The organism is Halomonas shantousis (genome assembly GCF_054654615.1).
In genome coordinates, this window is the sequence record NZ_BAAIER010000002.1 from 621846 (window position 1) to 640213 (window position 18368).

General features: G+C 63.5%; 19 protein-coding genes. 5 read left to right on the forward strand and 14 right to left on the reverse strand.

Features of this window, described 5'->3' with window-relative positions:
• The first annotated feature begins 138 nt into the window (after positions 1–138).
• Positions 139–936, forward strand: coding sequence for a formate dehydrogenase accessory sulfurtransferase FdhD (locus ACYQ12_RS03590; RefSeq protein WP_459867814.1), 798 nt, complete (start codon positions 139–141; stop codon positions 934–936).
• A gap of 22 nt (positions 937–958) precedes the next feature.
• On the opposite strand, the gene ACYQ12_RS03595 is transcribed toward ACYQ12_RS03590, so the two are convergent.
• The 5 genes from ACYQ12_RS03595 to ACYQ12_RS03615 all read right to left on the reverse strand — a co-directional run bounded on the left by ACYQ12_RS03595 (position 959) and on the right by ACYQ12_RS03615 (position 5678).
• Positions 959–1726 (reverse strand): ABC transporter permease, encoded by a 768-nt coding sequence (locus tag ACYQ12_RS03595; RefSeq protein WP_459867817.1) that lies wholly within the window; start codon positions 1724–1726, stop codon positions 959–961.
• The gene (locus ACYQ12_RS03600) at positions 1723–2805 is read right to left on the reverse strand and encodes an ABC transporter ATP-binding protein (protein ID WP_459867820.1); all 1083 of its coding nucleotides are present in this window, start codon (positions 2803–2805) and stop codon (positions 1723–1725) included. Before ACYQ12_RS03600 ends, ACYQ12_RS03595 begins: the two co-directional genes overlap by 4 nt.
• Before the next feature lie 25 nt (positions 2806–2830).
• Entirely contained in the window at positions 2831–4036 is a 1206-nt protein-coding gene (locus tag ACYQ12_RS03605) for an ABC transporter permease (RefSeq protein WP_459867823.1), read from the reverse strand.
• Positions 4037–4043: 7 nt separating this feature from the next.
• Positions 4044–4961, reverse strand: a complete 918-nt coding sequence (osmF, locus tag ACYQ12_RS03610; RefSeq protein WP_459867826.1) for a glycine betaine ABC transporter substrate-binding protein OsmF — start codon at positions 4959–4961, stop codon at positions 4044–4046.
• A gap of 102 nt (positions 4962–5063) precedes the next feature.
• Entirely contained in the window at positions 5064–5678 is a 615-nt protein-coding gene (locus ACYQ12_RS03615; protein WP_459867829.1) for a glutathione S-transferase family protein, read from the reverse strand.
• A 135-nt stretch (positions 5679–5813) separates the two neighbouring features.
• Between ACYQ12_RS03615 and ACYQ12_RS03620 the strand changes: the two genes are divergently transcribed.
• Together ACYQ12_RS03620 and ACYQ12_RS03625 are read left to right on the forward strand one after the other, a co-directional pair.
• Complete coding sequence (locus ACYQ12_RS03620) at positions 5814–6149, forward strand: I78 family peptidase inhibitor (protein ID WP_459867832.1); 336 nt, start codon at positions 5814–5816, stop codon at positions 6147–6149.
• 74 nt (positions 6150–6223) lie between these two features.
• The gene (locus ACYQ12_RS03625) at positions 6224–7270 is read left to right on the forward strand and encodes a hypothetical protein (RefSeq protein WP_459867835.1); all 1047 of its coding nucleotides are present in this window, start codon (positions 6224–6226) and stop codon (positions 7268–7270) included.
• A 49-nt stretch (positions 7271–7319) separates the two neighbouring features.
• Here ACYQ12_RS03625 and ACYQ12_RS03630 read toward each other — a convergent pair whose 3' ends face one another.
• The 5 genes from ACYQ12_RS03630 to ACYQ12_RS03650 form a co-directional block, all read right to left on the reverse strand.
• Complete coding sequence (locus ACYQ12_RS03630; RefSeq protein WP_459867838.1) at positions 7320–8441, reverse strand: 5-methyltetrahydropteroyltriglutamate--homocysteine S-methyltransferase; 1122 nt, start codon at positions 8439–8441, stop codon at positions 7320–7322.
• Positions 8442–8517: 76 nt separating this feature from the next.
• Entirely contained in the window at positions 8518–9543 is a 1026-nt protein-coding gene (locus ACYQ12_RS03635; protein ID WP_459867841.1) for an ion transporter, read from the reverse strand.
• 115 nt (positions 9544–9658) lie between these two features.
• On the reverse strand, positions 9659–10492 hold the full coding sequence (gene nadE, locus ACYQ12_RS03640; RefSeq protein WP_459867844.1) for an NAD(+) synthase: 834 nt from the start codon (positions 10490–10492) through the stop codon (positions 9659–9661).
• Positions 10493–10506: 14 nt separating this feature from the next.
• Positions 10507–11040 carry a CinA family protein gene (locus ACYQ12_RS03645; RefSeq protein ID WP_459867847.1) on the reverse strand — a complete coding sequence of 178 codons (534 nt, stop codon included), beginning with the start codon at positions 11038–11040 and terminating at the stop codon, positions 10507–10509.
• 134 nt (positions 11041–11174) lie between these two features.
• Positions 11175–11687 carry an acyl-CoA thioesterase gene (locus ACYQ12_RS03650; RefSeq protein ID WP_459867850.1) on the reverse strand — a complete coding sequence of 171 codons (513 nt, stop codon included), beginning with the start codon at positions 11685–11687 and terminating at the stop codon, positions 11175–11177.
• A gap of 195 nt (positions 11688–11882) precedes the next feature.
• On the opposite strand from ACYQ12_RS03650, the gene ACYQ12_RS03655 reads away from it, so the two are divergent.
• Positions 11883–12191 (forward strand): hypothetical protein, encoded by a 309-nt coding sequence (locus ACYQ12_RS03655; protein ID WP_459867853.1) that lies wholly within the window; start codon positions 11883–11885, stop codon positions 12189–12191.
• A gap of 39 nt (positions 12192–12230) precedes the next feature.
• Here ACYQ12_RS03655 and ACYQ12_RS03660 read toward each other — a convergent pair whose 3' ends face one another.
• The gene (locus tag ACYQ12_RS03660) at positions 12231–13592 is read right to left on the reverse strand and encodes an MATE family efflux transporter (RefSeq protein WP_459867856.1); all 1362 of its coding nucleotides are present in this window, start codon (positions 13590–13592) and stop codon (positions 12231–12233) included.
• 202 nt (positions 13593–13794) lie between these two features.
• Between ACYQ12_RS03660 and ACYQ12_RS03665 the strand changes: the two genes are divergently transcribed.
• The gene (locus ACYQ12_RS03665; protein WP_459867859.1) at positions 13795–15198 is read left to right on the forward strand and encodes an alginate export family protein; all 1404 of its coding nucleotides are present in this window, start codon (positions 13795–13797) and stop codon (positions 15196–15198) included.
• Positions 15199–15479: 281 nt separating this feature from the next.
• Here ACYQ12_RS03665 and ACYQ12_RS03670 read toward each other — a convergent pair whose 3' ends face one another.
• From ACYQ12_RS03670 to ACYQ12_RS03680, 3 genes are all read right to left on the reverse strand, one after another.
• Entirely contained in the window at positions 15480–15731 is a 252-nt protein-coding gene (locus ACYQ12_RS03670) for a YfhL family 4Fe-4S dicluster ferredoxin (RefSeq protein WP_459867862.1), read from the reverse strand.
• Positions 15732–15762: 31 nt separating this feature from the next.
• Positions 15763–16248 carry a pantetheine-phosphate adenylyltransferase gene (coaD, locus tag ACYQ12_RS03675; protein WP_459867865.1) on the reverse strand — a complete coding sequence of 162 codons (486 nt, stop codon included), beginning with the start codon at positions 16246–16248 and terminating at the stop codon, positions 15763–15765.
• A gap of 95 nt (positions 16249–16343) precedes the next feature.
• On the reverse strand, positions 16344–18221 hold the full coding sequence (locus ACYQ12_RS03680) for a beta-ketoacyl synthase (protein WP_459874459.1): 1878 nt from the start codon (positions 18219–18221) through the stop codon (positions 16344–16346).
• Positions 18222–18368 lie beyond the last annotated feature (147 nt).

Below are 18368 nucleotides of genomic sequence, written 5' to 3' on the forward strand. Positions count from 1 at the left end.
GCGCAATGAGCACAAGGCCGCAGCGCGCTGTGCCGTCACCGTAGTGGCGCTTGATCCAGCATAGCATCCCGGCTCGATGGGGCCGGGTTCGCAGTGTCATGTCGTCATTCATTCCTGCTAAGCCTCCGGGGGCGCTTCATGTCAGCCGACTCTCTCTCTCCCAAGCCCGTGGAAGACGCGTCTCGTGATGCCGAGTGCGGCATGGATTACGAAGATGCCAGCACGCGTCCCGCGCGCGACCTGCCGGGTCCCGACGAACTACCCATCACCCTGACCTTCAACGACACGGCCTACGCCACCGTGCTGGCCACGCCTGACGATCTGGAGTCGCTGGCGCTGGGGTTCGCCTTTTCCGAAGGCATGATCCTGCGCCGTGAGGAAGTGGCGGCCATTACGCTGGCGCCGTCGCGCCATGGCTTTCGGGTCCGTCTCGAAGTCGATCCCCGTGTGGCACGCCGCGCCGAGGAGGGTGCACGCGTCACTCTCTCCACCAGCGGCTGCGGTGCCTGTGGAGCCCAGAGCGAGGCGCAGGTGATGTTCGGGATGCAGCGACTCGACCCTCGGCCGCCGCCGCCAGCCGCCCACGTGCAGACGGCGCAGGCCGCGCTGGTACAGCGGGCCCGGCCCGGCCTGCATCTGGCGCTGGGGCTGGATGAGGCGGGAGAGGTCTATGCCATGGGGCAGGACATCGGCCGCCACAATGCGCTCGACAAGCTGATCGGGCAAAGCCTGGCATCGGGAAGATGGCCGGCTCTGGTGATGATGTCGAGCCGTTGCAGTCTCGAGCTGGTGCAGAAGACCGTGCATGCCGGCATTCCGGCCTTGGCCACGCTGTCGCATCCCTCGCATCTGGCTATCGACATGGCACGGCTCTGCGCCCTGACGCTGATCAACTGCCATCGGGGCAAGCGGCTGGAGCTGCTCAGCCGGAGCTAGCCGGTACCAACCGGGCAACGCGTCACGCCCTGTCGGTCTGCGCCCCGAAGGTGAAACGGCGTTCGAGCTGCTCGAAGCCGAGGTCGATGACGATGGCCAGCAGGCCGACCACGGCGGCGCCCTGAATCACGTAGGCGAGGTTGTTGCCGACCAGCCCGGCGATGATCGGCGTGCCGAGGCTCTGGGCGCCAACGGTGGAGCCGATGGTCGCGGTACCGATGTTGATGATCACCGAGATGCGAATCCCGGCGATGATTACCCGCATGGCCAGAGGCAGTTCGATGCGCCACAGCACCTGCCGGGCGTTCATGCCCGAGCCGCGGGCGGCTTCCAGGGTCGTGCCGGGAACGGTGCCCAGCCCGGCGATGGTGTTCCGCACCACCGGCAGCAGTCCGTAGAGCGACAGTGCCACGATAGTGGGCGTGAAGCCGAAACCCGCCAGAGGCACCACGATCGCCAGCACCGCGACAGGGGGAAAGGTCTGCCCGATGGCGGCCAGCGTGGAGACCATCGGCTCGAATTCGCGGCCTGCCCGACGGGTCACGAAGAGCCCGGCACCGACCCCCAGGGTGACGGAAACCAGCGAAGAGATCAGCACCAGCCGCAGATGATCGAGAGTCAGCTGCAGGAAGGTCTCACGTCGATAGACGACCACGTCGAGATCGGGAAAGGCGGCACGAAACAGCGGCTCCAGCTCGCGCATGAACAGTACCAGAGCCACCAGCAGCAACGTGAGCCCTCCCAGCAGCAGGCGCCGGCGTCGGACGGCGCGGGATGTGGCCGTACTCATGGCTGTTGGCCCATCACGCCGTCCATCGAGACCTCGCCGATCAGCCGGCCCTGCGCGTCGAGCACCGGCAGCGTGAACACGCGAAACCACACCATGCGCGACAGCGCTTCCTTGAGCGTCATGTCGGGGGTGGCGCACCAGTCGGGATGCACCGGTAGCGGTGAGTGCGCCGGTGCGTCTTTCAGCCCCTGGCGCGCACCATATAACGCTCGGGGGGAGCCCGCGGTATCCACCGTCCAGACATGGCCGTGCGTTCTTGACGCCGTGTCGAGCGCATGGCGGGTGGCGTTTTCGGCAAGCGTCGGTGCTTCGCGACAATACTGATGGACCCAGCGTCGCGAGAGCAGCTTGAGACCGAGGTCCGCGCGGCCGATGAAATCCCGCACGAAGTCGTCGGCGGGCTCGATCAGCAGCTCGATGGGGCGGTCGTACTGCACCAGGCGCCCGGCATGCAGGATGGCGATGCGCGAGGCCAGCTTCAGCGCCTCGTCCATGTCGTGGGTGACGAAGACGATGGTCTTGCCGGTCTGGCGGTGCACGCGCTGCATCTCCGCCTGCAGCACGTCACGGGTCAGCGGGTCCACGGCCCCGAAGGGTTCGTCCATGAGCAGCACTTCGGGATCGGCGGCCAGCGCACGCGCCACCCCGACGCGCTGGGCCTGGCCGCCGGAGAGCTGATGCGGATACTTGTCGCGGAACTCCCGGGCATCGAGCTGAAACAGTGCCATCAGCTCATCGATACGATCGTCGATGCGCGATTTGGGCCATTTGAGCAGCTTGGGGACTACGGCGATGTTCTGCGCCACGCTCCAGTGCGGAAACAGGCCGATGGATTGAATGGCGTAGCCGATGCGACGGCGCAACTGCTCGCCGGGCAGGTGAGTGACATCCTCGCCGTTCAGGATGATGCGGCCCCGGGTGAGCGGAATCAGGCGGTTGATCATGCGCAGCGTCGTCGACTTGCCGCAGCCCGACGGCCCGATCAGCACTGCGAATTCGCCGCTCTCCACGGTCAGCGAGATGTCCTGCACCACCTCGCGGCCGTCATAGGCCTTGGTAAGGCCTTGCAACTCGATCATGACAATCCTTGCTCAAGGGCGCCTGCTAGGCGTGAGCCGGACGGCTGAGCGCCACCAGCACCTGAAAAAGAAAATCGACGCAGACCGCCAGGAAGATGGTGGGCAGCGCGCCGAGCAGTACCAGGTCGATGGCGTACTGCCCGAGCCCCTGGAAGATGAAGGCGCCGAGCCCGCCCGCGCCGATCAGGGCCGCCACCGCCGTCAGGCCGATGGCCTGGACGCTGACGATACGCAGCCCCGAGAGGATCACCGGCAACGCCAGCGGTACCTCGACCCGCCACAATATCTGGCGCGAAGTCATGCCCATGCCCCGGGCCGCTTCAAGGGTGGCGGCCGGCACGCCGGCGAAACCGGCATAGGTGTTGCGTACCACCGGCAGCAGTGAGTAAAGCACCAGGGCGATGATGGCGGGAGCCGCGCCGATGCCTTTCACACCCAGCTCACGCAGTAACGGGATGGCACTGCCGAGCGCCGCGAGCGGGGCGACCAGCAGGGCGAACAGCGCAATGGAGGGAATGGTCTGGAAGAAGTTGAGCACCCCGAACAGGCCGGCACGCATCCGGGCCCGGCGTCTTGCCAGCAGGCCCAGTGGCATGCCGATGACAAGCGCCGGCACCAGGGCGGAGATCACCAGCCGCAGATGGGTGAGAAACTCGGCGGTGAAGCTGTCCTGAATATTGAAGTATTCACGCATGATCGACAGGTTGTCGAAACGTCCGCTGGCAAAGAGCGCGGCGATCGCGACGATCGCTGCCGTGCCGTAGAGCCCGCGAGCCAGCATGCCCAGGCGTTGCCGCTGCAGGGCATCGAGCGCAGCCAGGACGGAGCAGAACACGAGTATCCAGAATGTCGCCCCCATCGACACTCGGGCAGCCGGTGAGGTGCTGGACAGGGTCCGTTCGGCATAGTCGCCGATGCCGTACATCACCAGCAGCAGGCAGAGCAGGGCGGCGACCAGTACCAGAGGAGGTGCGAATCCAGACGGCAGCGGGCGGCGCAGGCAGGCCAGCAGCATGAGCGCAGCGAGGCTCGCCAGCAATCCCCACTGCCAGGGCAGCAGTGCCTGCCAGAGCATGATGGGTTGTCCAGAGACCAGGCGGTTGCGTGCGAGGGAGGCGAATGGCAACAGCAGTACAGCGAGGCCTCCCGCCATCCATAGCGTCAGCAGGACGCGATTGGTGACCCGGCGATGCCGGCCAACGGGGCCGTCTCGAGTTGCCGCGAGCGTCATGAAAGCCTCAGTCCAGCAGGCCCTGTTCTTCCAGGTAGCGTCGCGCGACCTGCTTGGCGGGCTGGCCCTCGACCTGGATCTGGCTATTGAGTGTCTGCAGCGCTTCGCGGTCAAGCGACTCGAAGACCGGCGCCAGCAGATCGCGGATTTCGGGATGGGCCTCGAGTACCGGCTGGCGAATCACCGGGGCCGGCGCATAGACCAGCTGCACGCCCTGGGTGTCGTCCATGACGACGAGATCGGCCGGGGCAATGGCGCCGTCGGTACCGTAGACCATCGCGGCGTTGGTACCGTTGGTGTTCCCGGCGGCAGCGCGGATGGTGGCTGCGGTGTTGCCGCCGGCGAGGACCAGCAACTGATCCTGATCCAGCTCGAAGTCATAGGTCTGCTGGAAGCTGGGCAGGGCGGCCTGACTATCGACGAACTCCGCCGAGCCCGCCAGCTTGACCTGGCCTCCGTCGCGTACCCACTGCGCGAAGTCCTCCATGGTCTCGAGATCGTTCGGTTCGGCGACGTCGCGACGCACGGCGATGGCCCAGGTATTGTTGGCCGGGGCCGGTGTCAGCCACACCAGATCGTTTTCCTGACGATCGTAGTCGCGGATCTTCGCGTAGCCCGTGTCTATCTTCTTCCAGGCCGGATCGTCGGTGGTGTTGGTGAAGAACGCCCCGTTGCCGGTGTACTCCGGGTAGAGATCGACTTCGCCCGAGAGCAGCGCCTGACGCACGATATTGGTCGGACCCAACTGCAGGCGATTTTCGGTCTCGATATCGGCGTTGTTCAGCACTTCGATAATCATGTTGCCGAGCAGCTCGCCCTCGGTATCGATCTTGGAGGCGACACGCACGGGGTCCGCCGCGTGCGCCTGACCCATGGTCAGTGCCGTGGCGACGACAACGCCGAGAAATTTACCGAGTCTGCTCATGAGGTCCGCTCCGTGGTAGTCACACATGATGTGAGTAATCGTAGTGGCGAGGCTGATGGCTTGCCTACCTTCAGTCTAACGAGCCTGGCCGAACGGCACCAGTCAACGTGCTTGGGGTGTTCCCATCGGCAGGTGGCGAGGCTGCTCGGCGACGCGTGACAGCCAGGCCTGAATGGCGGGATAGGCGTCGAGATCGAAGCCGCCTTCCGGGGCGATGTGGGTGTAGGCATACAGGGAAATGTCCGCCAGGGTAAAACTCTCACCGGTCAGAAATGGCTGCTCGCGCAGAGTCGCCTCCATCACCTCCAGGGCACGGTGGCCGCCTTCCTGCTTGGCGCGATACTCGTCTTCGCGCTCCGGTGGCAAGCCGAGATAGTGAGCGATGAAGCGTGCCGCGGCGATATACGGCTCGTGGCTGTGCTGCTCGAAGAATTGCCACTGCAGCATGCGGGCATGACGAAAGTCATCGGTCGGAATCAGTTCGGTGCCGGCAGCCAGGTAGTTGAGGATGGCATTGGACTCGGCGAGCATGCGGCCATCATGGCATTCGATCACCGGGATCTTGCAGTTGGGGTTGCGTGTCTGGAACGCCTCGGTACGGGTTTCTCCGGCGAGGATGTCGACCTCGATCCAGCGATGGGGCATGTCGAGGCGATGCAGCAGCCACTGCACCTTGTAGCAGTTACCGGAGCGATAGTCGCCGTAGACTGTCAGCATGTGTTCTCCTGGGCGGGCGGCAGGGGTTCGTCCAGCGTAACCGCCGGCGATGGAGATGGCGAGTTGGAACTCCTCGGAAATCAGCCTAGGGTGAGAGTCGCTGACCCTTCGCTATCGCGGGAGACGAGAGACGTCATGATCCGATACCTTCTTCCTGTACTGCTGGGCGCCGTACTGCTCAGTGCCTGCCAGACTCGCATGCCGCCCGAGGCGCCGCCATCACCACCACGGGTTGCCGCGTCGACACCGGAGGCATCGGGCATCGACACCACCTGCGAGGCCGAGACGGTGCAGTCAGCCGTGGGGCGGGCCTTGGACGAGGCGTTACGCAGGCGCCTGGCGAGCGAGAGTGGCGCCGCCCAGGTACGCGTCATGCATCCCGGCCAAGCGTATACCCTGGAATACCGCGAGGATCGGCTGAGCGTGCGCGTCGATGCCCAGGGGCGTATCGAATCGCTAAGCTGTGGCTAGACTGAGCCGCGCAGTGCCGTTAGCGCTCTACGCAGCATTCGAATCATTATCCGTATCGCCAGCGAGGAGGCGGCATGACCCAGGCCCGCATAGTGTCTCAAGGTACCGTTCATTGCTTTCCGGTAGGGTTGCGTGACGCGCGCGATCGTTTGGTCAACGCGGAGATTTCGGCGGTGGTCTACGATGGGCGGCGCCTGATCCTGGCCAGCGATAAGCCGATCCCCGGGGCCGGTCGTTCGGCGGTGTTCGCCATGGAGGTCACCGAGCATGGCGAGCCCGACGACACGACGCTCGATTACCTGACGGCCGAAGCCATCGTGCGCGCCAACAAGTACGAGGACTTTGCGCTGACGGCCGATGGCCGGCATGTCCTGGCGACGACGGGCTTTGATCGCATCGACAACGCAAGCCACGACCTCAACGCCTACAACCATCTGCTGATCTGGCCACTGGATGAGCCCGACAAGGTGCAGGTCGTCGATCCCGACCCCCGCGACGGGGTGGAAGGATCGCTGGAGCTGCGTGCCAAGCTTTCTGCGGCCATCGGCACGGCCTACTACAAGATCGAGGGGCTGGCGGCGATTCCCGGCACGTGCGGCGATGGTTTGCTGCTATTCGGCGTACGCGAGAGGGGAAACGCGCATGACGATTTCGAATACGTCTCGCATCTGGTGGGCGCACATTATCAAGTCAACGCAAGCGGCAGCCTGGAGTTTATCGACGAGTTACGCGAGTACTACCGTTTCGATCCGGATGCGCATCCCGAGGTGTGCCATGTCTGCGGTCTATCGAGTCTGGAGTACGACCCGCATCATGATCGTCTCTACCTGCTGACCAGTTTCGAGACCCAGGATGACCAGGGCCACGAGCGCATCGGAGGGTATCTATGGGCTATCGCGCTTGCCGATCTGGCGACCGGCCAGGCGCCGGAGTTGGTGACGCTAGCGTCCGGCGCTCCTCTTGAGTTCGAGCATAAGGCGGAGGGCATGGCGGTGCTCGATGAGCACCACCTGTTCGTGGTCTATGACAATGATCGTCACCTGGGACTGGGCGCTATCGACACCCGCGATGAGCGCGAGGCCTGTGAGGCGCCTTATACACTGCTCGACATTCACGACTGACGGAGCATCCTCTCTCTGCGGCGGATGTTCCGTCAGTCTGGTGAGCGCTTCAATCGTCGCCCCACACCTCGCGCGCCACGTCGACGACGAACTCGAGCTTGGCCCACTGTTCGTCTTCGCTCAGTGCGTTGCCATGCTCGGTGCTCGAGAAGCCGCATTGCGGGCTCAGGCTCATCTGCTCCAGCGGCATGTAGCGTGCGGCCGCGTCGATGCGCTGCTTGATGAAATCCTTGGACTCGAGCGCTGCAACCTTGGATGACACCACACCCAGCACCATCTGCTTGCCCTCGGGCAGGAAACGCAGTGGCGCGAAGTCGCCGGAGCGCTCGTCATCGTACTCGAGGAAGTAGGCGTCCACGTCGAGTTCGTTGAACAGAACCTCGGCCACCGGCTCGTAGCCGCCCTCGGCGAACCAGGTGCTGCGGAAGTTGCCGCGGCACAGGTGAATGCCTACGGTCATGTCGTCGGGACGGCTGTCGATGGCGGCATTGATGAGTTCGGCGTAGCGGCGTGGCAGCTCATCGAGATCCTCGCCGCGGGCAGCGGCGGCCTCGCGCATCTTGGCGTCGCACAGATAGGCCAGGTTGGTGTCGTCGAGCTGCAGGTAGCGGCATCCGGCCTGGTAGAGCGAGTCGATCTCGTCGCGATAGCACTGCGCCAGGTCGGCGAAAAACACATCCAGATCGGGGTAGGCCTCGATGTCGATGGAGGCGCGTCCGCCGCGGAAATGCACCATGGTCGGCGAGGGAATGGCGACCTTGGCCAGCGCGCCATCCTGCACGTGGCGCTGCAGGAACTGGTAATTCTCGGTTTCGATGGGGCGCGCGTGGGCCAGCTTGCCGGTCACCGACAGTTTGGGCGGAGAAAAGCCGTCGCTGCTGGGCTTGGCGTTGGGGTTGGAGGCGATATTGCCGGTGACGGTGACGCCATCGAGTTTCTGCAGGAAGTCGAGATGGAAGTAGGCGCGACGGAACTCACCGTCGGTCACGCTCTTGAGGCCCACTTCCTGCTGCTTGCGCGCGATACGTGCAATGGCGTCATCTTCCACGCCACGCAGCTCTGCGGTATCGATCTCGCCGTTGGCGTAGCGGCGGCGAGCTTCGATCAGGGCCGAGGGACGCAGCAGGCTACCGACATGATCGGCGCGGAAGGGAGGGGGTAGCTTGGCCATACGGGACTCTCCTGGAGAAAAGGGCACAGGCTAGCGAGATGGGATGCACTTCACCAGTGAACCCTTTGCACGTTGTTCATGAATAATTTTCTTGCCAGCGCTTGGTCTCGATCTGCGATTTGATGACCTCGAGCACCTCGATGAGGATATGTTCGGTGATGCGATCGGTACGTTCGTCGACATGCAGCCAGACGTCGATGCCGCTGGCGGCCATGTCGCCCAGCAGGGAGCTGAACTCAGGGGAGCGCAGCCCCATGATGGCTTCGTGCACGACACGGCTGGCGACGTCGCGCAGACTGCTTTCCAGCGACTCGGCCAGCGGCTCGCCGAGGGGGAGACGGCGGAGGCGGCGAATTTCGGGACTTTCCGTCATGGTGCGGCTGACCAGGCCGCCGACATAGCGGTGCACGTCGGCGCGGTTCTCCGCATAGGAGGTGTCGATCATGGCTTCCATGCGGCTGGAGATCTCGTTCACCAATTGTTGCTTGCGCGGCCGTATCACTTCCTTGGAGATGCGGTGGGTCAGGGCGTCGCTGCTTCTGATCTCGTCCTGCACGTTGCTCAGCAGCTTGATCGCCACGTGATCGGCAAGTTCCTCCATGAGGATATGGTAGTACTTGATGTAGGTCTCGTAGATCGACCAGCGGGTGATGTCGATCACGCCGAGGCGCTGCAGGCGTACCATCAGCGAGATGACACGCAGCACGCGCAGTATACGAAAGCCGCTGAGGGGAATGCAGCCGAGCACGTCGTACCAGTGCACGAAGGGGTAGAAGAACCAGCGGCGATAACGGTGTTCGGCGATGGCGACGGCCCAGCCGATCAGCACATCGAGGAGAAAGATGGCGACGAAAGCCAGGTCAATGGTCAGAAAGTTGTCATGGATATAAGTGTCGTAGGCGGTGTACAGATCGGGAGCGACAGACTCGAAGGCGCCGTTGAGCGGGGGTAGCAGAAACAGGCTGTCGAACAGCAGTAGCGCAAGGTTGACCAGTACCAGGGTAATGATGAACACGTCCCACACCAGAAAGATGTCTTCCCGGCGACGACTGCCGCCGCGCTTGGGGCGTTTCGGCCGTGGTGGCGGTGTGCGTTCCAGCATCAACGTGTCCTATGCGGGTGAAAACAGGCGGGTAATCGATGGGGTGTTGCGCCACGACAGGATGCCCGGTCGAAGCCGTAGCGTCGACCGGGCAGGGAGTTTCGCGGTGAATCCGTCAGCTGGGTGTGGCGGGCAGCCGACGCTTATGGGCGGTCTTGCGGTAGGCCTCGAGGATGATCTCGCTGGCTCGTTCGTCGACGGGATCGCCCTCGAGAAAGTCGTCGATCTGTTCATAACGGACCCCGAAGGCATCCTCGTCGGCGCGCTGGGGCGATAGCGATTCGAGATCGGCAGTGGGCGCTTTCTCGATCAGCGATACGGGAGCCCCCAGTGTGCGAGCGAGTTCGCGGACCTGACGTTTGGTCAAGCCGGTCAGCGGTGCGACATCGCAGGCTCCGTCACCATATTTGGTGAAAAACCCCATCAACGCCTCGGCCGCCTGATCGGTACCCACCACCAGACCGCCATGGGCGCCGGCGACGGAGTACTGGGCAATCATGCGCTGGCGCGCCTTGACGTTGCCGAGCACGAAGTCCCGGTGTGCCGCGTCGCGGAAGACCAGATCGCCCCGCTCGAGACTTTCGAGCATGGCGTCGCTGGCGGGTTTGACGTCGACAGTGAGAATCTCGTCGGGCGCGATGAAGTCGAGCGCCATACGGGCATCGCTCTCGTCGTGCTGGGTGCCGTAGGGCAGGCGCATGGCGAAAAAGCGCGCGTCCAGGCCCTGCTCACGGGCGCGTTCGACGGCAATCTGGGCTAGACGGCCCGCCACGGTCGAGTCGACACCCCCACTGATGCCCAGCACCAGCGCATGCTGGCCGCTCTCGATCATCTGGTCCCGCAGGAAGGCGCTGCGTCGGGTGATCTCCTGCTCCGGATCGATGGCGGCCCGTACCCCGAGGGCGGAACTGATACGGCGCTGGGCGCCGCTGTTGGGTAGCGTGTCCATGGCTGTCTCCTCTGTCAGTGGTTGTCCGCTCCATGGGCATGAACGGGAATCGCATCGCCACTCATGACCTTGCCGTGATAGTCGGGGATCCGCGAGAGTGCGTAGTGTGCCGCCGCGAGACGCACCTCGTTTCTGTCGCCATCGAAATGCTGCGTTTCGGAAAACAGATAGACGTGGCCGGCATGTCGGTAGGCCCAGGCGAAGCATAGCGTGCCGACCTCAATGTCATCATTGGGCGCGCCAGGACCGGCGACGCCGGTATTGGCCACTGCTACATCGGCATTGTTGCTGTTGAGCGCGCCGACAGCCAGCTCGCGGGATACCGCCTCGCTGGTCAGCCCATGCTTTTCGATGGTGTCGAAGCTGACGTTGAGATAACGATTCTTGGCCTCGGGCGAATAAACGGCCAAGCCGCAGTCGATCGACTGCCCGCTTCCCGGAATGCGGGCCAGTTCCGAGACGATCAGGCCGGCGGTGCAGGACTCGGCCGTGGCCAGCATCAGGGTTTGATCATCGAGATACTTTACGATGCGTTCCAGCAGTTCCATGGCGCGTCTCCTTCTGCGCTGCTCTTGCTCATCGATAGGCGTGGCAATGAATGCTACGCCGCCGTTTCCGTGGCTTACCCTGTACTATAGTGATCCTGCCGAGGCTGTCGACTGACGTCGAATCGCCTCTTCCTTCAGCGAGGCTGTTGCCCGTAATGATCGGTGTGGGTGCGTCGCGCCTCTTCCTCGGCCTGCTTGCGCAGCTTCTTGCGTAGTGCTGCCTTTTCGAAGCGCAGCTTCTGCAGCGGTGTTTCCAGCTTGAGGGGAGGCACCTGCGCGGGGCGCCCCTCGGCATCCACGGCGACCATGGTCAGATAGCAGCTGTTGGTATGACGGATCACCTTTTCCTGAATGGATTCGGCGACGACTTTCACGCCGATCTCCATGGAAGAGCGTCCCACGTGATTGACCATGGCGAGAAAGGTCACCAGCTCGCCCACATGGATGGGCTGCTTGAACAGCACTTGATCCACGGACAGAGTGACCACATAACTTCCCGAGTAGCGGCTGGCACAGGCATAGGCGACTTCGTCAAGTTTCTTGAGAATGGCGCCGCCGTGTACCTTGCCGCTGAAATTGGCCATGTCCGGCGTCATCAGGATGGTCATGGAGAGTTCATGCTGGCGCGGCAGGTCGTCAGGCGTCATATCGGAATCCATCGAGCTGTCAGGGAAAATTATGGTACAGGATTATCATGTTTTGTCTGTAAAGGCGCGCCGCGTTCGGCTCCCGGTGCCTTTTTTGACTATCCTGAACCCCAGACGCCTTCCGCTTGGCGTGTCATTGTGACTGCGGCGGCATCAGTCGTCGCAACGTATTATCCCAGCGTAAGGAGAGGCACCATGGAAAACGCATACAAGGTCGGCGCCGAGGTCCAGGACACGGCGCAGGATAAAGTAGGGACAGTGGATGTCGTGGGGAACGAGTATGTACGTATCGTCAATGAACAGTTGACCTACAACTGGATTCCGTTCACGCGGCTGAAGGCGGAAGGGGACAATCTGTTGACTCTGGTTGACGATCCGGATGGCAACCTCGGCAGCGTCCTGACCTCACCGCCCGTAGGCGAGGACGATGCCCTGGCCGATGAGGCCAGTAACGAGTCCTTCCCGGCCAGTGATCCGCCCGCCTTCACACCCGACAAGTCATGACGCGTAGGCCTTGACCCGTTCTGCCATGGTCGGAAGAGACTATGAGCGGGGCGCTGGCGAGAGCGTGCTGTCGGCGCTCTCGTGCCAGCGTGAGCGGCGATAGTATAGATAGTAGCTGCCCAGTGTGGCCGAGCGTACCAGCGTGAACAATGTGAAGGACAGCCACAGACCGTGGTTGCCCAACTCTTGAGTGAGAAACCAGGTCGGCAGATAGATGGCCAGAGCGACGAAGATGCTATTGCGCATTTCTCGGGTGGCCGTAGCGCCGATGAAGACGCCATCGAGCAGATAGCTCCACACGGCAATGGCAGGCATGGCCGCCATCCATGGCAGATAGTCCGCCGCCATGGCACGGACGTCGGGCAGGTCGGTCAGCCTGGCTATCAGCGCGTTACCCCCTAGCGCGAATACCAGCGTCGCAACGGCCGTGACGACCAGCGAGAAACGTGCGGCCGCTCTCACCGACACGGCGAACAGCCGCCAGTTCCGCTGTCCTACGGCGCGCCCGATCAGGGCCTCGGCAGCATGGGCGAATCCATCCAGGGCGTAGGACGTCAGCATGATGAACTGCAGCAGAACGGCGTTGGCTGCCAGCACGATGTCTCCCTGACTCGCGCCCTGCGCGGTGAAGAACGCCATGGCGAACAACAACCCCAACGTGCGCACGAAAAGATGGCGGTTGACCTGAAACAACTCAGTGTAGGCCATCAGGCGGAACAGCCGTTCGCGCAGGAAACGCCCCGGCAGCAGGCGGAGCTGGCGCGCTACCAGCCAGAGGCCGAACGCGAGTGCGACGTAGTCGGCGATGACCGTGGCCCAGGCGACCCCGTCGCTGGTCATGCCCATCGCTACCACGAACAGCAGGTCGAGCAGAATATTGACGCTGTTGGTCAGCACCATGATGGCCAGCGTGACCCGACTGTTCTGCTGGCCCAGGAACCAGCCCAGAATGGCGTAGTTGGCCAGTACTGCCGGCGCCGAAACGATTCGAATGTCGGCGTAACGCGCCGCCAATGTCATAGCCGCCTCGCTGCCGTCGAGCAGCCACAGGCCAAGCGCAATCAGCGGATCGGCGCATATGATCAGCATCAGTCCGATACCCAGTGCCAGCAGTATCGACTGTCCCAGCAGGTTGCGCACATCGTCGGCGTCTTCCCGGCCCACCGCCTGGGAGGTCAGCCCGGTGGTGCCCATGCGCAGAAAGCCGAAGCCCCAGTAAAGAAAGCTGAACAGGGTTGCCCCCAAGGTGACGGCTGCCAGGTAGCGTGGGTCCGGCAGGTGCCCGACCACGGCGGTATCGACCAACCCCAGCAGGGGCACCGTGACGTTCGACACGATGATCGGCCAGGCCAGGCGCCATACCTGGCCGAAAGGCGTGGTGACTTCAGACGTATTGCTCATGAAGCCTCGTGGGTGGCAGGGCATGAGGGGCAAGAGCGCATGATAACGGCTCGCGGGCGCCGGGTCATGCCGCCTGACGTCTACCGCCGGGCGGAGCTGTTCCCATGCGGCGTTTGGCTCAGTTGAGGCTAAGGTGATAGGAAGGGCGGTATCAGGCACCGTCCACGCCGAGCATGATTCATGGATATCAGGGGAGAGCGACATGATTCGCGCAGGAAGGACCCACCTTGGCGAGTTGACGGCGGTACTGACAGGGGTCGGCGGACTGCTCGCGGCTCCGGGCGCAGTGGCGTTTACCGCCGTGACCGATCTCGATTATCTGAAGGCCGGCATTCAGCAGCCGGACGCCGACATCGAGCTTTATCACAATGAGGCCAGCGATGTGCGCCTTGACGGCGCCGTGGCGCTTTATGGTTATGGCGCCACCACGCGCAATGCCAATTTCGGCGCGCGAGAGAGTATAGCCGGAGCGCCGACCAAGCGGCATCCCGCCTGGTGGGAGGCCTCGCTGGTCCCGACCCTGCTGGGTGAGGCGCCGCTGCCGGGCGGCAGTTATAGCTTTGCCGGCGTGAGGGGGATCCTGTCGATGACCCGGGGCAATCAGTACGGCGACATCGACGGCGCCACGCCGGGGCACCCTGAGGATGGCCGCATCGACCTGGCATACATGGGCTGGAACAGTGGCACGCTGTTCGCCGATTCGCTCGGTGAGGACGCCATTACGCTTTCCTACGGGCGCCAGAAGTTCGAGTTCGGCGACGGTTTTCTGGTCGGCGACGGTTTTCTCGATACTGGCAAGTATGCCGCCTACTACATCGGGCCCAGCGAAGGATTCCACAATACGGTGGTGGCCTCGATCGACAGTCACGGCTGGCATGGCGACCTGTTCCACCTCAAGCGCGACCAGTACGTGCGCGGCGCCCCCGACCGGCAGACCTACGCCAACGGCGTCAACGTCGATTATCTGTGGGCCGAGCGCGCCAAGCTGGGTGCTGCCTACGTGCACACCTACAATACCGATATCGCCACCCGCGAGGGCATGGACGTCTACAACCTGCGTGCCAAGGGCGTGCCGTTCACGGCGATTCCCGATCTGGCGCTGGGCGGACAATATGTCCACGAGAGCAACGACAAGCAGGGTATCGACGAGAACGGCTGGTATGCCCAGGCAACCTACGTGTTCAGTCAGGCGCTCTGGACGCCGCAGATCATGTACCGCCATGCCGAGTTCAGCGAGGACTACGATACGTTGTTCTACGATTTCGCCGGTGGCTGGGGCAATTGGTACATGGGCGAGATCGTCGGCGAGTACATGCTGTTCAACTCGAACCTCGAGGTCGACATGCTCCGCGCCTCGCTGCAGCCTCGTGACGATCTCGAGACAGGCATCATCGGCTATCGCTTTCGCTACCAGGACACGCCCGACGGCATCGGTAGCCGAAGCTTCGCCAAGGAGGTCGACCTCTACGCCAACTGGAGCGTTACCGAGAACCTTTCGCTGTCGGGCGTCTATGCCGTGGCGTTTCCGGATCGTGGCGGTGAGCAGGCCTTCGATCACGATCATACTTCGCAGCTCTTCCAGCTCTACGCGTCATATCTCTTCTGACACCACCCGAAGACGCGGCTCCTGGCCTGCCGGGCCGCGTCACTGCTCGGGCAGGGCGTAGGCAATGACGGTGGCGTCACCGATTCGGATCCCGGCGCACCGTGAACCTGAAAGACGCAAACGGTTATTGGCGGAGACTCGTGCCACCGATGGATATCGGCCAAAGGGCGATCCGACGGATCCCGGGCATGAAGCAAAGCACCGAAGCCAAAGCGCTGGAGCGGGAAACGCCGAAGCCCCACGGCTGCGGAGCTTCGCTGCGACGAGAATGGAGGTGAGAATCAGGCAGCGGTGGTGATGAGCTTGTATTTCGCCATCAGCTGGTCGTGGCTTTCCTCGTGCGCGGGATCGAGCGGGATGCAGTCCACCGGGCATACCTGCTGGCACTGGGGCTCGTCGTAGTGTCCCACACACTGCGTGCACAGCTTGGGGTCGATGACATAGATTTCCTCGCCTGCGGAGATGGCCTCATTGGGACATTCGGGTTCGCAGACGTCGCAGTTGATGCACTCGTCGGTGATCATCAGAGCCATGTGAGTTACCTCAATGCGTCGTGAGCGACCATCACTGGTCAGAGGAATAATGCGCTTGCAGCGCCTCGGCAACGTGGGGATGCACGTGCTTCGAGATGTCGCCGCCCAGGCGCGCGATCTCACGTACGATAGTGGAAGAAATATAGGAGTTCTTGAGCTCAGGGGTCAAAAACACACTTTCGACATGCGGTGCCTGCGCCCGGTTCATGTTGGCCAGTTGCAATTCGTACTCGAAATCCGACATCGCGCGCAGACCGCGCAGGATGATACGCGCATGCTGCTGCTCGAGCAGGTCGGTGAGCAGGCAACTGAACCCGATGACATCGACGTTGCCGAACTCGCGGACCACGTGACGGGCCAGCTCGACACGGCCTTCCAGCGGCAGGGTGGGCTTCTTGCCGGGGCTGGCCGCCACGGCCACCACCACCTTGTCGAACATGCGCGCGGCGCGCTCGATCAGGTCGGTATGACCGTTGGTGATGGGGTCGAAGGTGCCGGGGTAGACCACGATGTTCATGGGCGCATCCTGCCGGGTTCGCGAGCTTTGGGGGCACAGAGTACCCGAACACCCGGGCGACGACAATTGAGCGGCGGCCGGGTATCCGCGATGGCCTAGTCGAGCGTGCCGAAGGGATTGTCGACGCGCAGAGCAACCGGCTGGGCGTAGCCCGGGATATGGATGGCCTCGCGGGAGACCTCGAGTTCCGGCCCTTCGAGGACGCCCTCTCCGAAGCGGTAGGTCACGTCGAAACGTCCGGCATGCGCCTGCTCTTCGTGATGGGCCGAGGCTTCCAGTGTGGCTTCGCGACGCTGTTTCCAGGCCGCCACGGCACGTTGGCCATGGCGCTGTATCAGCAAGCGCTCGGTCACGTCGGGCGACAGCACCAGGCCGGTGGCATTGTTGCCACCGAATCCCTTGGCATTGATGAAGGCGACATCCGCGGCGAATTCCAGCGGATCGCGGAAGAAGCGCAGCCGTTCGGCATAGACGTCGTCGGCGACGCTGTCCAGGGTGAAGATGCCGGGCAGCAGGCCATGGGCGAAACTGCCCAGTGCGCTGGTCAGCTGGTCGCCGGCGGCGCTGCCCTGGGAATGGCCGACGAACGCTTTGATGGCGGCGACGGGCCAGGATTCGATGTGATTGGCGCGAGCCACGCAGTCGAAGACGTGTGACTCGGTCACCCGATTCTTGGGAGTGCTGGTGCCATGGGCGTGCAGATAGCTGCGCCGACGTACCCCCTCTTCGCCGACGATCGCCGTGGCGAGTGCCACCGACTTGCCGAGCGTGATGTAGTTGCCGATACCGGGAGCCGAAATCGAACGTTTCCAGCCGTCGGCATTGACATGGACTTCCGGCACCGCGCCCAGTATCTGGGCGCCGACCTCCAGCGCCAGCGCATCATCCATCAGCATGACGAACTGGGTGGATTCGGCGATGGTGAAGCCGCAGTTGCGCGCGAAGGGCCGACAGGCACGCTGATAATCGCTGTCGGTCAGCAGCGTCAGGGCATCGAGGGCCTTGAGGCTCACGTCATCGGCCAGCGCGCCCATGGTCCGGAAGCCCTCGATGATCTCAGGGGTGATCGGCGCGTCGGACGTGCCCACCATGACGACCCGGCGACGTCCGGCACGGATGTCTTCCACTCCCAGACGCAGGTTATAGAGAAAGCTGGCGCAGGCTCCCTGGATGGCGCCGGTGGCGCCGACGCTGCCCAGCACATAGGCATTGAGGAAGTCGGCCGGCATCTGGCCGTAGCCCAGCGGCATCTGCTTGGACGTGGCGCGATTGCCCGAGACGAAGCTCTTCAACAGACCGCCCCAGCCCTCGTCGTCCAGCTGGCCGATGGAGTTGCCGGCGTAGACGGCGATGGCGTCGGGGTCGAGACGGCCCTGCAGTGCGCTCCAGTTCAGGCCGCTCTGGCCCAGGCAGTCGGAGGCGCCGAAGACCGCCATCGACAGGCCCCGAGGATGGTGCACGCTGCGATAGAGCCGTTCGGGCGTGAATCCCGTCGGCAACTGCCCCGCGGTGCGCACCAGGGCATGCCGGCGTTCGGGCAGCAGCACATCGAGGCTGCCCGCAGGCACGGTCACTTCTACCTGCTGCCTGTCGATCTCGCGTACCTGCCAGTGTTCGGGCACGGCATCCGGCAACTGGCGGCGACGTACCTGGAAAGTCAGTGGCGCAGACAGGTCGAGGCGCGCTTCGCGATTGGCGGGAATGCCCTCGTCGCCGAAGCGTGCATCCTCGATGCGGCGTATCAGAGTGTGATCGAGAACCTGCTGGCGGTAGCGGGTGACGACGTCGGCATCGTCGAGACGTTCGCCGCTGGCGTCCTGCCAGGCGCCGTCATCCGTGCGGACGACTAGCTGCATCATCGCTGCGAGCGCCATCAGGGTCTGGGCCTGAACGGCGTCGGGCAGAGCCTCGAGTACCGTGCGGCGATAGGCGTGATGGCCCGAGGTTCTGCCGGCGGCATTGACGCCGCCCATGCCGACGATCACCGGTAACTGTGACAAGCCGCGTCCCTCGTGTGCTGTTTGTGTGGGTGTCATATCTACGAGTCGTGACCGGCGCATCGGTTCAGATGGCCGGTCTTATATATTGCGACATCACCGGACGTGGTGACATCCAGCCCA